This window comes from Actinotignum saccati (assembly GCF_051265055.1).
GTDB lineage: Bacteria > Actinomycetota > Actinomycetes > Actinomycetales > Actinomycetaceae > Actinotignum.
In genome coordinates this window covers 66,869-80,513 of record NZ_JBOZCC010000002.1, presented here as the reverse complement: position 1 = coordinate 80,513, position 13,645 = coordinate 66,869, and the positions used below count along the sequence as shown (strand labels likewise).

General features: G+C 62.4%; 13 protein-coding genes, 1 pseudogene and 1 riboswitch. Of the genes and pseudogenes, 13 read left to right on the top strand and 1 reads right to left on the bottom strand.

What is annotated here, in order from left to right:
- Window positions 1-18 precede the first annotated feature (18 nt).
- Both efp and ACRQEC_RS01825 read left to right on the top strand, forming a co-directional pair.
- Entirely contained in the window at window positions 19-582 is a 564-nt protein-coding gene (gene efp, locus ACRQEC_RS01830; RefSeq protein ID WP_016442826.1) for an elongation factor P, read from the top strand.
- Window positions 582-1,187, top strand: a complete 606-nt coding sequence (locus tag ACRQEC_RS01825) for a transcription antitermination protein NusB (RefSeq protein WP_026429390.1) — start codon at window positions 582-584, stop codon at window positions 1,185-1,187. Before efp ends, ACRQEC_RS01825 begins: the two co-directional genes overlap by 1 nt.
- A 144-nt stretch (window positions 1,188-1,331) precedes the next feature.
- On the opposite strand, the gene ACRQEC_RS01820 is transcribed toward ACRQEC_RS01825, so the two are convergent.
- Window positions 1,332-1,709, bottom strand: a complete 378-nt coding sequence (locus tag ACRQEC_RS01820) for an Hsp15 family ribosome-associated heat shock protein (RefSeq protein ID WP_087070820.1) — start codon at window positions 1,707-1,709, stop codon at window positions 1,332-1,334.
- 239 nt (window positions 1,710-1,948) lie between these two features.
- Between ACRQEC_RS01820 and mihF the strand changes: the two genes are divergently transcribed.
- The 11 genes and pseudogenes from mihF to ACRQEC_RS01765 all read left to right on the top strand — a co-directional run bounded on the left by mihF (window position 1,949) and on the right by ACRQEC_RS01765 (window position 13,575).
- Window positions 1,949-2,257 (top strand): integration host factor, actinobacterial type, encoded by a 309-nt coding sequence (mihF, locus tag ACRQEC_RS01815; protein WP_026429388.1) that lies wholly within the window; start codon window positions 1,949-1,951, stop codon window positions 2,255-2,257.
- 95 nt (window positions 2,258-2,352) lie between these two features.
- The gene (gene gmk / locus ACRQEC_RS01810) at window positions 2,353-2,922 is read left to right on the top strand and encodes a guanylate kinase (protein WP_087070819.1); all 570 of its coding nucleotides are present in this window, start codon (window positions 2,353-2,355) and stop codon (window positions 2,920-2,922) included.
- A gap of 66 nt (window positions 2,923-2,988) precedes the next feature.
- A pseudogene (gene rpoZ / locus ACRQEC_RS01805) lies at window positions 2,989-3,237 on the top strand (DNA-directed RNA polymerase subunit omega); the annotation flags it as partial.
- Window positions 3,237-4,520 (top strand): bifunctional phosphopantothenoylcysteine decarboxylase/phosphopantothenate--cysteine ligase CoaBC, encoded by a 1,284-nt coding sequence (coaBC, locus tag ACRQEC_RS01800; protein ID WP_087070818.1) that lies wholly within the window; start codon window positions 3,237-3,239, stop codon window positions 4,518-4,520. The pseudogene rpoZ and the gene coaBC, both read left to right, overlap by 1 nt.
- A gap of 74 nt (window positions 4,521-4,594) precedes the next feature.
- On the top strand, window positions 4,595-5,794 hold the full coding sequence (metK, locus tag ACRQEC_RS01795; protein ID WP_087070817.1) for a methionine adenosyltransferase: 1,200 nt from the start codon (window positions 4,595-4,597) through the stop codon (window positions 5,792-5,794).
- A 108-nt stretch (window positions 5,795-5,902) separates the two neighbouring features.
- Complete coding sequence (locus tag ACRQEC_RS01790) at window positions 5,903-8,140, top strand: primosomal protein N' family DNA-binding protein (protein ID WP_087070816.1); 2,238 nt, start codon at window positions 5,903-5,905, stop codon at window positions 8,138-8,140.
- A gap of 48 nt (window positions 8,141-8,188) precedes the next feature.
- Entirely contained in the window at window positions 8,189-9,172 is a 984-nt protein-coding gene (fmt, locus tag ACRQEC_RS01785; RefSeq protein WP_087070815.1) for a methionyl-tRNA formyltransferase, read from the top strand.
- Window positions 9,165-10,607, top strand: coding sequence for an RsmB/NOP family class I SAM-dependent RNA methyltransferase (locus tag ACRQEC_RS01780; protein WP_087070814.1), 1,443 nt, complete (start codon window positions 9,165-9,167; stop codon window positions 10,605-10,607). The genes fmt and ACRQEC_RS01780 overlap by 8 nt, the downstream gene beginning before the upstream one ends.
- Window positions 10,608-10,617: 10 nt before the next feature.
- Window positions 10,618-11,292 (top strand): ribulose-phosphate 3-epimerase, encoded by a 675-nt coding sequence (rpe, locus tag ACRQEC_RS01775; RefSeq protein ID WP_087070813.1) that lies wholly within the window; start codon window positions 10,618-10,620, stop codon window positions 11,290-11,292.
- 100 nt (window positions 11,293-11,392) lie between these two features.
- Window positions 11,393-11,511: riboswitch (FMN riboswitch) on the top strand.
- Window positions 11,512-11,614: 103 nt separating this feature from the next.
- Window positions 11,615-12,418 (top strand): ABC transporter permease, encoded by an 804-nt coding sequence (locus ACRQEC_RS01770; RefSeq protein WP_087070812.1) that lies wholly within the window; start codon window positions 11,615-11,617, stop codon window positions 12,416-12,418.
- Window positions 12,419-12,540: 122 nt separating this feature from the next.
- Window positions 12,541-13,575 carry an ABC transporter substrate-binding protein gene (locus ACRQEC_RS01765; protein ID WP_087070811.1) on the top strand — a complete coding sequence of 345 codons (1,035 nt, stop codon included), beginning with the start codon at window positions 12,541-12,543 and terminating at the stop codon, window positions 13,573-13,575.
- Window positions 13,576-13,645: the final 70 nt, after the last annotated feature.

Below are 13,645 nucleotides of genomic sequence, written 5' to 3'. Positions count from 1 at the left end.
TTTCTGAAAGGATACCTTGTGGCAACAACCAATGATTTGAAGAATGGCATGGTCCTGGTATTCGACAACCAGCTGTGGCAGGTTGTTGAGTTCCAGCACGTCAAGCCGGGCAAGGGCCCCGCTTTCGTGCGGACCAAGCTGAAGAATGTCCTCTCCGGCAAAACTGTGGATCGCACCCTCAACGCGGGCATTAAGGTCGAAACCGCCACCGTGGACCGCCGCGATATGCAGTACCTCTACCATGACGGCACCGATTTCATCTTCATGGATGAGGATACCTACGAACAGGTTCCCGTCACCGCTGAAGTTATGGGCAATCTCGCGAACTTCCTGCTGGAAAACCAGAAGGCCATCGTCGCTTTCCACGAAGGTAATGTGCTGTTCGTGGAACTGCCGGCTTCGGTGATCCTCGAAGTGACGGAAACCGAACCGGGTCTTCAGGGCGACCGCTCGAATGCGGGCACCAAGCCGGCCACGGTGCAGACGGGTTACGAACTCCAGGTGCCGCTCTTCCTCAATATTGGGGACAAGATTAAGGTTGATACGCGCACCGGTGAATACATTTCCCGGGCGAACGACTAATGGCTAAACAGAAGAAACGCCGGTCCACGGGCCGTTCCACCCAGCGCCATCGCGCCTTGGATGTGCTTTTCGAAGCTGATGAAAAGAACATCACCTCGGAAGCGGGTATTCTCGAGCTCCTTGCCGAACGCCAGCGTGTCTCCACGGCCCAGGTTCCCATCGGGGAATTCGGCTCGCAGATCGTGACCGCTTACGCGCAGCAAATCTCGCAGGTGGATACCCTCATTGAGGCCTCCTCGGAAGATTGGTCGCTCGAGCGCATGAACGCGGTGGATCGCAGCGCTTTGCGCGGTGCGGTTGCCGAACTCATGTACCTGGGGACTTTCCGCGGTGCCGTGATCGTGGAGTGGACCAACCTAGTGCGCGAATTCTCCACGGACCGCTCGGTCGGTTTCGTGATGGGCGTGCTCAACAAGGCTGCCGATATCCGCGAACGTGAGGAAAGCGGCAGCACACCCATTCTTCAGAACGACGACGCCGCTAGCGCGGTGGAATCTGGCGAAGAAAGCGAGCCTTCGGAATCCGATGAGGCGGGCCTCATCGCCGCTATCCGCACCGGCCAGTTGGATACTCCCGAAGCCGGCGAAGTTGGCGTAGAAGAATAAGAGTTTCTCTGACAACCAGTACCTCATGGCGAGTTTCCGTGAAAATCTCACGGAAACTCGCCATTTTGTGCATGTGAAATTTCGTTACGCAGCCCCTGGTGTCCTATAGGCCACGATAGTTGTGCATCCCCGGGATCCGCGGGGTTACCGGCGGCCGTAATTGGAATTGCGGCCGAAAAGGCGGTCGAGTTCGCGCCGTTCTTTCTTCGTGGGGCGGCCGCTACCAGGATCGCGGCGCATCACCGGCAGATAAACTTTCTCCCGCACCGGGGTGAGATCCTCGTAATTTTCCCGGGCCAGCGGAGCGCTCGTCCGCTTGGTAATAATTCCGGTAACTTTGAGGATCCGATCAAAACCTTCCACCCGGTAGCGCACCACATCACCGACACGGACTTTCGCGGCGGGCTTGACCGGTTCATCGTTGATGCGCACGTGGCCAGCCTTGCATTCGGAGGTGGCGAGCGAGCGGGTTTTGCACTGGCGCACACTCCATAGCCACACGTCAATCCGGGTCGTTTCCATGGCTGTAGCCTACCCGGACGCCGCTACTGGTCGCGAACTTCGTCACAAGCCGCGGCGCTGACCTGCCGCGATGGTTTTATAAAAAAACAAGGGCGTGGCTTCTTATATTATTTAGCGCTATTTCGCTCTACGCTACTAACAAGACGAAGAAGTTTCGTAGCGTCAGCGTCGCCGTGACTGATGTTGACGGAATTGTTATGAGCACCAGGGTATATCTGATGCGCTAGAAAGGGGACACTGTGGAGGTACCACCACTTACTCCGGAGCAGCGTCTCGCCGCTTTGGATAAGGCCGCCGAAACACGGCGGCGCCGCGCGGAACTTTTGCAGCAACTGAAATCCGGACAGCTGCACCTTTCGGAGGTTTTGGCTCAGCGTGATGACCCGGTCGTTGCGCGCACCCGCGCCAGTGTGCTGCTGCGGGCACTTCCCGGTATCGGTGAAGCCAAGGCCGCGCGGGCCATGGCCGATATTGGGATCGCTCCTTCCCGGCGCGTGCGCGGGTTGGGTGTACATCAAACCGCGGCCCTCATCGCGCTTTTCGGTTAAAGGCTGAGCCCGGGCAGGACTCAACTACTCCCGGCGGCCGGCACAGAAAAACGCGAGCGAAAATTGTGTCGTAGGGCTGTGGCAGAATAAATGTCATGACACCTGAGGATCATCGCCGTATCTGCGTGCTTGCCGGCCCTTCCGGGGTAGGGAAAGGAACCGTGGTTGCGCAGCTCCTTGAGCGGGAGCCGCGCATCTGGCTCTCCATTTCTGCCACCACGCGCGCCCCTCGCCCGGGGGAACGCGAAGGGGAATCCTACTTCTTCGTGGATGATGAACACTTCGATCACCTCGTGGAAAGCGGGGAGATGCTCGAATGGGCCGTTGTCCACGGGAAGCACCGTTACGGAACCCCGCGCCAACCCGTGCTGGAAGCATACGCAGCGGGAAAAATTCCGCTTCTCGAAATCGATCTGGCAGGGGCGCGCCAGGTTCGCCAGTCGCTGCCCGAAGCTTTCCAGATTTTTCTAGCCCCGCCGTCGTTCCAAGAACTTGAGGCGCGGCTTCGGGGGCGCGGTACCGAAACCGAGGAGGCCATCGACCGCCGCCTGGAAACCGCCCGTGGCGAATTAGCTGCGCAGGAGGAGTTTGACGCCGTCGTCGTAAATGACACCGTGGCACGTGCCACCGGCGAAATCCTCGACCTCATCGCCCCAAAGCGTTAGAATAAAAGGCCGAAGCTTCACGGTGGTACCCGCACGCGGTGCCACGTTTATCCAGAAGGGAACTACATGTTCGGAACTGTTCCGGAACCCGAAGGTATTACCAACCCGCCCATTGATGATCTTCTCGCAAAGATTGACTCGAAGTACGCGCTGTGCGTGCTTTCAGCGGATCGTGCGCGTCAGATCAACTCCTACAAGCAGGAAATGGCGCGCGGGGACGGCAATATCGAGCATTACGGTGCGCTTGTCTCGGCGGAACCGGAAGAAAAGCCCCTGTCCATCGCGCTGCGTGAAATCGCCGAGGACAAGCTCGAATGGCAGCTGGACGAAAAGTAGAGCACACGCCGCGCGTCGTTATCGGCGTGACCGGAGGTATCGCCGCCTATAAAGCGGCCTACCTCGTCCGGCTTTTTGTGAAAGCCGGTGCGGATGTGCATGTTATTCCCACCCCGGCCGCCCTGGAGATGGTCGGGGCCACCACGTGGGAAGCTCTCACCCACCATCCCGTTCTGGTGCGCACCAGCGAACACGCTGATGAAGTCGCGCATGTTCGGCTCGGAAAAGAAGCCGATCTCATTGTGATTGCCCCGGCAACTGCGAATACCGTCGCGAAAGCCCGGGCAGGCATAGCCGATAACCTCCTCCTCAACACCTTGCTGGGGGCGCAATGCCCGGTCGTCATGGCACCGGCGATGCATACCCAAATGTGGGAACATCCGGCCACTCAAGAAAATATTGCGGTGCTCCAGGCACGCGGGGTGCATATTATTCCACCCGCCACCGGGCGCCTCACCGGGGCGGATTCAGGGCCCGGGCGGCTGCCCGAACCGGAAGAGATCTTCGCGCACGCCTGGGCTATCCTCACCGGCGACAACCCGGAAACGCGCGCCATGCAGGATACTGCTGAGCACGTGTCGCTGCGCGGGCGGCATATTCTCGTTACCGCGGGCGGTACTCACGAGGCTCTCGACCCGGTTCGTTTTATCGGCAACCGCTCCTCGGGGCGCTTCGGCTTGGAAATTGCGCGCGCCTTGTTAGAGCGCGGCGCGCAGGTCACCGTGCTAGCGGCCCATGTAAGCCGCGATATTACCGCACTTGCTCCGGGAGCTGAGATTGTTCCGGTCAGTTCGGCACGCGATCTTCACGAAGCGGTTCTGGCGCGGGTGAAGGATGTGGATGGCGTGGTCATGAGCGCGGCGGTGGCAGATTTCCGCCCGGCCGAAACCGCCGCGAGCAAACAGAAAAAAGACGGCAGCGGCACGCGCGTTGTCGAACTGGTGGAAAACCCCGATATTTTGGCTGATATTTCACATAAACGGCGCCGGACTGGCCAGCTCATCGTGGGTTTCGCGGCGGAAACCGGGGACGCGGGCGGAACCGTCTTGGATTACGGACGGGAAAAAGCGCGGCGCAAAGGCGCTGATTTACTTGTCATCAACCGGGTGGGGGAGAAAGCAGGATTCGGCGAGGTACCTACCGAGATCACCGTGGTCACGCCAGCGGGTGAGATCATCGCGAGCGGAGCGGGCACCAAAGCCCAGATGGCTGTTATCATTGCGGGCCTTATAGCCGATCACTTCACCACCGAGCGCGTATAGAATAAGGCTTGCCTTACCTGCCAGCCGCTGGTGACTAATACTGACGAAATAGTTTGAAATAGCGAGGGGATACGATGCATTACCGGCAACCGTTCACGTCCGAATCGGTCACGGAAGGACACCCCGATAAGGTGTGTGACCTCATCTCCGATTCCATTCTTGACGCGCTGCTCGCGTCGGATGAGAATTCGCGCGTCGCCGTGGAGACCATGGTGACCACGGGATTGGTGCACGTGGCCGGTGAAGTGACCACGGATGCCTACGCGGATATCGCTCATATTATCCGCAATGTGGTGACCGGGATCGGGTACAACTCCTCGCAGGTCGGCTTTGACGGAAATTCTTGCGGCGTGACGATTTCCATCGATGAGCAAAGCCCGGATATTGCCGCTGGCGTGAATACCTCCCTGGAACGGCGGGAAAGCCAGGAATCCGAATACGATCATTTCGACCTGCAGGGCGCCGGAGACCAGGGCCTCATGTTCGGGTACGCCTGCAATGAAACCAAAACGCTTATGCCCGCGCCCATTCTGCTCGCCCATCGCTTTGCCGAACGCCTGGCACTCGTGCGGCGCGAAGGCGTGGTCCCCGGGCTGCGCCCCGACGGGAAAACGCAGGTCACCATTGACTACGAAGGCGCGCGGCCCGTGGCCCTCAATACCGTGGTCATCTCCAGCCAGCACGATGAAAATGTGCAGCGTGACTGGCTCACGGAAACCCTGCGCGACCACGTGGTCACACCCGTCCTCGAAGAAGAAAATATCGATATTGATACCGATAAATTCTCGCTTCTCGTTAACCCCTCGGGGCGTTTCGTGGTGGGAGGACCGATGGGCGACGCCGGAGTGACCGGCCGCAAGATCATCGTGGACACCTACGGCGGGATGGCCCGGCACGGCGGTGGGGCTTTTTCCGGTAAAGACGCCTCCAAGGTGGATCGCAGCGCGGCCTACGCGGCGCGCTGGGCGGCCAAGAATGTGGTTGCCGCCGGGCTCGCTTCCCGGTGCGAACTCCAGCTGGCCTACGCGATCGGGCGCGCCCACCCGGTATCCGTGCGCCTGGATACTTTCGGCACGGAAACAGAAGAACTGGGCCGCATCGAAAACGCGGTTCAGAAGGTCTTCGATTTCCGCCCCGCGGCGATTATCGACGCCCTGGAACTCAAGCGCCCCATTTTCGCGAAGACGGCTTCCTACGGTCATTTCGGGCGGGAACTTCCCGAATTCACCTGGGAGAAAACGGATCGGGTTGAAGAACTTCTCCGCTCTATCTAGGGATGACTGAGGTAGGGCGACCTGAGGTATCTCAGATATCTGAGGTCTCTAGGCCCTGAAGTTTCGCGGCGGATTTTTCTGTCGTAGGGCCGGGATATCCTAGGTTGCATGGAGAGCACACTCTTTGATTTCGATGCCCTCCCCCTCATGGGGGAGCAGGGCGCCCTGCTTGAGGCGCGCCCTGCACGCACCCGCGTGCGCTCCAAGGTGCCCAATCCCGTGGCGCATGTTCATGTGCTTCATTCCCAACCCCATATGGACCGGGTATTTGACTACCTTATTCCCGAAAAATTCGCGGATAGTGCCCGGGTGGGAACCCGGGTGGTGGTAGATCTCGGTGCGCAACGGGTGGGCGGATTCATCGTTGCCCGGGATGCCACCACGGAAGGCAGCGGGCGGCTGCGCCCCCTGTACCGAGTAGTCTCGGAACACCCCGTTCTCACCGCATCGGTGTACTCGGTTGCCCGCACTCTTGCCGATAAATACGCCGGAACGGTTGCTGATATTTTGCGGGCCGCTATCCCGGAACGGCACGCGCGCGCCGCGAAAGAATTCTTGGCCGATGCCCAGGAGGCTATTCCTTTGGCCAGCCCGCGCCCGGCTCCTGAACCGGGGCCCTGGGAAGCCTATCGGGGTGGGCCGGAATTCCTTGCGGCGCTCGGGGCCGGGAAAGCCGTGCGGGCCTGCATGGCTGCGCTACCCGGGCCCGCCGGGGGAGTAGAGCTCCTGGTTCGGGCCGTGCAAGCAGTGCGGCGCGCCGGGCGTAGCGTCCTCCTGGTTGTTCCCACCACCCGCGCGGCACGAACGCTGCTAGCTACCCTCGCTACCCGGGTGGGGGAAAAGCCCACCCTCATGGTCTCCGAAGAATCGCATGAAAAACGCTACCGTGCTTTTTTGAGCGTGCTTTCGGGGCAATCACGTATCGTAGTGGGCACCCGCGGGGCCGCCTGGGCACCGCTCACTGACCTGGGGCTTGCCATCATCATGGATGATGCCGCCTCCACCCTGCGGGATATCCGCGCGCCCTATCTGGCCGCGCGTGACGTGGTACTGGAACGGGCACGGCGGGAAAACGCTGCGTTCCTCGCTTTCTCACCCTATGTGAGTGAAGAATGCGCGCAATTGCTATCCGAACACCGCATCACCTTGCTGGATGGTACCGCGGCAGCGCGCCGCGCCGCGCTTCCGAATATTTCCGGCCCGCACCAGTGGCCCGGGGGAGAAGCGGATCATTTACGCCTTCCCCAACCAGCGTTCCCTATTCTGCGGCGGGCCCTGGAAGATGGCCCGGTTCTTATTGTGGTGCCGCGCAGCGGGTACATCCCGGCACTGTGCTGCGCCTATTGTGGGGAGCGTGCCCTATGCGCGATCTGCGGAGGGAACTTGGCCCAGGGCAGGCCGCATGATCCTCTGCAATGCCAACGGTGCGGGGTGCGGGTCCACCCGTGGCGCTGCCAGCACTGCCACAACGGGAAACTGCGAGCTATCCGGATTGGTTCAGCGCGCACCGCAGAAGAAATCGGGCGGGCTTTCCCCGGGGTGGGCATTATTCTCTCCGGAGCCCACTCCCCGGAGGGCATTATTGGGAAGGTCTCCCAGCGCCCGCGGATCGTGGTAGCAACCCCGGGTGCGGAACCGGAAGCCGAAGGTGGATTCGCCGCTGCATTGGTGCTGGATGCACGCTACCTTCTCGGGGAAGGCCTGGGTGCTGAAACGCGTTTTATTCGGGTGCTCGCGCGGGTCGCGGCCCGGGTGCGCTGCGCGGGAGAAGGCGGCCATATGTTGGTAGCCGGGGGAGCGCCACCTGAACTCCTCAACCGGATCGCCCGATGGGAATTGGGCGAATATGCCGCTGAGCTGCTCGAACAACGGGCCGAACTGGATTTGCCTCCCACCGCAACCTGGGTGGGAATCACCGGGGCCAGTGGGGATGTGCGTACCTACCTTGCCATGCTGCGCGCCGCGCTCAATCGCGGGGAAGTCGCGGCGGCTGTGAGAAGCGCGGCCGGGGCGCGCGGTACGCAGGGAACGCAAAGTGCCCAGGATGCGTATGGTGAGCATCTCTTCACCCAGTTTTCCCCCGGTACCGGTACCAAAGAATGGCAGCCGGAGAGCGGGAAAGAAACAGAAGCTGATCTGCTTACCGGAGGAGCCTTCGAGCTAGCCTCCGGAATCGTCCTGCTTGGCCCGGTGCCGGGGGCGCGCCCGGCAGAAATCACTGTGTATGCCCGGGCAGAACTCTCCCGCGGAATCACCCTGACCCGGCAGGCACGAAAAACCTACGGCGCCTACTCCGCCCAACGCTTGGGCGGCTCACTGCGTTTACAGGTCAATCCGCCCCTGTAACGAGCCCGGATGAGATAGGCACAGAAAAGAACTAGGTAGGATTGACACGTGAGAATATTATTCGCAGGAACACCGGAGACCGCAGTCCCGGCCTTGCAACTACTGCATGATGAAGGCTTCGATATCGCTGGGGTGCTCACTCGCGCCCCGGCACCCCAGGGTCGCAAACGGGTGCTCACACCTTCGCCGGTACACCGCGCGGCAACAGAACTAGGTATTCCCGTGCTCACTCCCCGCACCTTGAAAGACGGCGCGATTCAGGAACAGATCGCTGAACTTGCTCCCGAAGCCGTCGCGGTGGTTGCCTACGGGCTCATTATTCCGCCCGCGCTACTCAACGTGCCGCGCCACGGCTGGCTCAACCTGCACTTCTCCCTCCTGCCGCGCTGGCGCGGGGCAGCGCCAGTCAATTACGCGATTGCCGCGGGGGATACCACCACCGGAACCAGCGTCTTCCAGATAGAACAAGGCCTGGATACCGGCCCCGTTTTCGCGAGTGAAGCCACTCAGATCGGGGCTGAGGAAACCGCTGGAGAGCTGCTCGCCCGCCTGGCACAATCCGGGGCGCGCCAGTTGAGCGATACCCTCCACGCCATTGCCGCCGGCAGCGCCCACGCGCAGCCTCAAAGCGGGGAGGTGACCCTCGCCCCGCAATTCGATTCTTCCTGGGCGCGGGTGAACTGGGAGTGGCCCGCCCAGCGCATCGCGGATCGCGTCCGCGCCGCCAATCCGGCCCCCGGTGCCTGGACCACTCTCAACGGGCAGCGCTTCAAAATCGAATCGGTGCGCGTCATTGCGCCCGAAACGTCTGAAACACCCGAAACACCCGAAGCCCCCGCCACACGCGTGACCCTGGCACCGGGCGAAATCGGTCCGGGCGGCGTGGTCGGCTGCGGGGAAGGAACAATCCAGTTACTGCGGGTTGCCCCGCCTGGCAAAGCACATATGGAGGCCTCTGCCTGGCTCAACGGCGCCCGGCTGGCCGAGCACACCCGTTTCGATGCCGAGGTGAAGGAGGGCCAGCATGAATGAGCGCCCCGCCGGCTGGGTACCACGCCGCCAGTCATCGAACCACGCCCGCCTCGTTGCCTATGACGCACTGCGGGCAGTCCATACCGAAGATGCCTACGCTAATCTCATCCTCCCGGGCATGGTCAGCCGGGCGCGCCTCAATCGGAGCGACGCCGCCTTCGCCACCAACCTCGCCTACGGGACCTTGCGGCTTCAAGGCCGCTGGGATGCCATGATCGCCCGCTGCTCCCAAGGCCGTACCCTCGCAGAAATTGACCCGGGTGCCCTCGATCTGCTCCGCCTGGGCTGCTACCAGCTCATCGAACTGAAAACACCACCCCACGCGGCCATTAACGAAACAGTTGCGCTAGCCCGCAATGAACTCGGGCAGGGAATCGCCGGTTTCGTCAATGCCGTGCTGCGCCGAGTCTCCGAGCGCCGGGATGCCTGGCGCGGAATTATCGAAAACAGCACCGCATCCCGGGAAGAATTCCTGGCGGTCTGGCATTCCCACCCACGCTGGATTGTGCGCCAGCTGGAAGCCTCTCTCGCGGCCGCTGGGCGCTCAACCGAAGTAGAAGCCGTTCTCGAAGCTAATAACACGCCAGCGAAAGTGGCGCTGGCCTGCCGCAATATCTCACCCGAGCACCTCAAAGCCCGGATTGAACGTGCCAAAATGACGTGGGAAGATCCCTACCTGGTGCCCAGCGCAGTGCTGCTAGCCTCCGGTGACCCGCATCGGCTCTGGCCCGTGCGCGACGGGGTCGCCGGCGTCCAAGATGAGGGCTCACAGTTGATCTCCGCTGTTGTTACCGAGTCCTCCATTTCCGGGAAGGATGAATCCTGGCTGGATATGTGCGCCGGCCCGGGCGGGAAAACCGCAACTATCGCCGCTACGGCGGCCCGGCGCGGGGCCCGGGTATTCGCGAATGAACCCCAGGCTCACCGCCTCGATCTCGTGGAAGAAAACGTTGCACCCTGGGCGGCTACCGTGGCGTTGCGGGAAGGCGATGGGCGGGATATTGGCGCTCAGGAACCGGATAGCTATGACAGGATCCTCGTGGATGCCCCATGTTCTGGCTTGGGAGCGCTGCGTCGTCGCCCTGAAGCGCGGTGGCGCAAAAAAGAAAGCGACCTGGGCGCACTCACGCAACTCCAAGGCGAACTCCTCGACTCCGCCTACCGGGCCCTGCGCCCCGGCGGACTGCTGCTCTACACCACCTGCTCTCCGGTACTCGCGGAAACCCGCGACGTCATCTCCGCCTTCCTGGAACGCACCGAAGGAGCGGAACTCGGAGACGTGACCGTCACCGCGAACCGGCGGGCCCTGCGCCCGGTCGCCTCCCGCGGAATGACCGTGCAACTCTGGCCTGATATCCATCACACGGACGCCATGTACATGGCACGCATCCTCAAACCCGCAACCGCCCCCGCGCCCGCAGCGCGGCGCTCTTGAAAGGACCATCATGGACGTGAAGATTTCCCCCTCAATCCTCAACTGCGATTTCGGGCATCTCGCTGATGAACTGGAGAAAATCTCCAACGCCGATTTCGTGCACGTGGATATTATGGACAATCATTTTGTCCCCAACCTCGCGCTCGGCCTGCCCATTTTTGAGGCGGCGGCGCAGGCAACCAGTGTTCCACTGGACGCGCACCTCATGATTGAGAACCCGGATCGGTGGGCCCCCGCCTACGCTGAGGCAGGAGCCGCCTCCGTCACCTTCCATGCCGAAGCCTGCCAAGCCCCGCTGCGCCTCGCCCGCGAACTGCGCGCGCAGGGCGCCCGCGCCGGACTCGCCCTCAAACCAGCCAGCCCAATCGAGCCGTATCTCGATATCCTCAACGAATTCGACATGATCCTCATCATGACCGTGGAACCGGGATTCGGCGGGCAGAGCTTCATCGAAACGATGATGCCGAAAGTCACCCGCACCCGGCGCGCAATTGAAGCAGCCGGCTTGGACGTGTGGATCCAGGTAGACGGCGGCATTTCCCGCTCCACCATCGAACAGGCTGCGGCTGCCGGAGCCAATAACTTCGTGGCGGGATCGGCGGTATTCCGCGCGGAGGACGCCTACACCGAAGTGGAGAAGCTCCGCGAACTCGCCGCGGGCGCGTGCCAGCACGCCTCAATCTAGGGACGCGCGCCTGCACGCAGAAAACTAAGCACACGCACGTTGCAGCACGCCGCAAATTAACCACGGGTGCGCGCCAGCACCCGAAGGGCTAATATAGAACACGATGCACCGGGGTCAGTGAAAGTCTGAACCGGCGGTAACAGTCCGCGAACCACGCACGTGGCCGATGGGGTGGAATTCCCCAACCGACGGTAACAGTCCGGATGGGAGGCGCATCGAAGGGCTCCAAGCCCTGCTTCGGCTACTCTATTTCGGTGTGCCGCGGCGTCAGCGTCTCCCGGTTTCATCATTCCCGGCCATCGGGAAGGTCAGGAACCAGGACGTGAACACTGTGCGCCGCAACTCTCACCCACGCCCGCGCTCGCCTCGCACCGCGTGGGTACCCGCCACCCTTTCTCTCCTCGCGGTTTTTCTCCTCTGGGTGGTGGTCACGCGTGCCCACCTGGTGCCCGAACATCTCCTTCCCACACCCGGCGCGGTCGGGCAGCGCCTGGCCACCGCACTCCTCGGAATCGGCGACCACCCGCCCTACCTTCTCAGCGCACTGGCCAACACCCTCACCGCGGCCCTCACCGGTTGTGCCTGGGCGGCCCTCCTCGGAATTCCCCTCGGCATCGCCCTCGCCCGCTGGCACCTCCTCAACAGCGCACTCCAACCCTTCCTCGCCGCCTCACAAGCCGTCCCCGCAGTGGCCCTTGCGCCGCTCCTCGTGGTGTGGATTGGCTACGGGATGCCCTCCATCGTCGTGCTCTGCACCATCATGGTGATTTTCCCGATTATCGTCTCGACCTCGGTGGGCGTGCACGCTATCGACCGCGACGTCATCGCCGCAGCTCGGCTCGACGGCGCCGCTGGGCTCACCCTCCTGTTCCCCATCATCGTGCCCCTGGCCGCGCCTTCCATCCTGGCCGGCCTGCGCACCGGATTCACCCTTTCCATCACCGGCGCCGTCGTCGGCGAAATGATCATCGGGGGAGCGGGCCTGGGCACCGAACTTTCGCGCGCCCAACCCACCGGAGATATCACCGGGATGTTCGCTGTCATCGTCGTCATGGCCGCCGCCGCCATCAGCATCTACCTGCTTATCTTTACCATCGAAAAACACGTGACCGCGGCGGTGCGGTAACGATGCCGTGCGGTAACGATCCGGTGCGATAACGCTCGCCGCCAAAACCCAACCCAAAGCCCCAGCTCACGCCCCAACAAGACCCCAGCGCATAGAAGCGCACCACACAAGAAAGGACACCCATGAAACGACTCATTGCCACACTCGCGGCAGCTACCCTCGGCTTGGCCGGATGTGCGGGAGGTGGCGCGGATAAAAACGGTGAAAGCACCTCGCCCGCCGCCGTGCAGCCAACTACCGCGAGCGCCTCCGCTTCCCTCACCGTTGGCCTCACCTATGTTCCCGATATCCAATTCGCGCCCTTCTACGTGGCCGAAGACCAGGGTTATTTCCGCGAGGCCGGGCTTGATATCACGCTGCGTCACCACGGCGCCCAAGAATCCCTCCTCGGCGCGCTTTCCAGCGGCAGCGAGGATGTGGTCTTCGCGGGCGGCGATGAAATGATGGAAGGCCGCTCCAACGGCATCAACGTGGTCAATTGGGCCACGATGTACCAGGATTACCCCGTCACGCTCATCGTGCCGGCTGATTCCCCGATCAAGAGCGCCGCTGACCTGGCCGGCCGCCGCGTCGGGCTGCCCGGCCCGTATGGGGAAAACTACTATGCCCTCCAGGCGCTCATGGCCGCCCACAACTGGAGCGAATCCGATATCAGCGTGAACTACATCGGTTACACCCAGGCCGCGGCCCTGGCCAGCGGGGAAGTGGACGCGATTATCGGCTTCCGTAACTCCGATGTTCCCAGCGTGGAACGCCAGGGGGTGCCGGTGCGTACCATCGAGATGCTCCCGGGCGGGCTGCCGCTCGTGGGCGTCGGGCTCGGTTCGCTGCGCCCCACCGTGGATGCGCATCGCGATGATTTCACCCGCATGCTTGCAGCTCTTGACCGCGCCGTGAATTTTGCGCGCAGCAACCCGAAGGAGACCGTGAAGATCACCGCGAAGCATGTGCCGGCTCTGCGCGAAACGGATAACGCTGCTGCGGCCGAGAAAGTCCTCGCGAATACCATTGAGCTTTACGCCGGGCGCACTCCGCTCGGGGTGCAGGATGCGCAGCGCTGGGAGGCGATGGCCGCATTCATGTCCGAGAAGCTCCTGCGCGAACCGGTTGCTGCGGCCGATGCGTTCGTGGATCTGACCGGTGGTAGCGCGCATTAAGAACGACGGCGCAGCTGCGAGCCACCGGCCCATCAGGCGCGCAGCTCACCTCGGCCGCGCCCGCGTCACC

Excerpts from the sequence above, each read along its gene's own strand:
- rpe (WP_087070813.1), top strand. The coding sequence starts at position 10,618 with ATGGACGTGAAGATTTCCCCCTCAATCCTCAACTGCGATTTCGGGCAT.
- ACRQEC_RS01780 (WP_087070814.1), top strand. The coding sequence starts at position 9,165 with ATGAATGAGCGCCCCGCCGGCTGGGTACCACGCCGCCAGTCATCGAAC.
- ACRQEC_RS01820 (WP_087070820.1), bottom strand. The coding sequence starts at position 1,709 with ATGGAAACGACCCGGATTGACGTGTGGCTATGGAGTGTGCGCCAGTGC.
- coaBC (WP_087070818.1), top strand. The coding sequence starts at position 3,237 with ATGGCAGCTGGACGAAAAGTAGAGCACACGCCGCGCGTCGTTATCGGC.
- ACRQEC_RS01825 (WP_026429390.1), top strand. The coding sequence starts at position 582 with ATGGCTAAACAGAAGAAACGCCGGTCCACGGGCCGTTCCACCCAGCGC.
- ACRQEC_RS01790 (WP_087070816.1), top strand. The coding sequence starts at position 5,903 with ATGGAGAGCACACTCTTTGATTTCGATGCCCTCCCCCTCATGGGGGAG.
- ACRQEC_RS01765 (WP_087070811.1), top strand. The coding sequence starts at position 12,541 with ATGAAACGACTCATTGCCACACTCGCGGCAGCTACCCTCGGCTTGGCC.
- metK (WP_087070817.1), top strand. The coding sequence starts at position 4,595 with ATGCATTACCGGCAACCGTTCACGTCCGAATCGGTCACGGAAGGACAC.
- gmk (WP_087070819.1), top strand. The coding sequence starts at position 2,353 with ATGACACCTGAGGATCATCGCCGTATCTGCGTGCTTGCCGGCCCTTCC.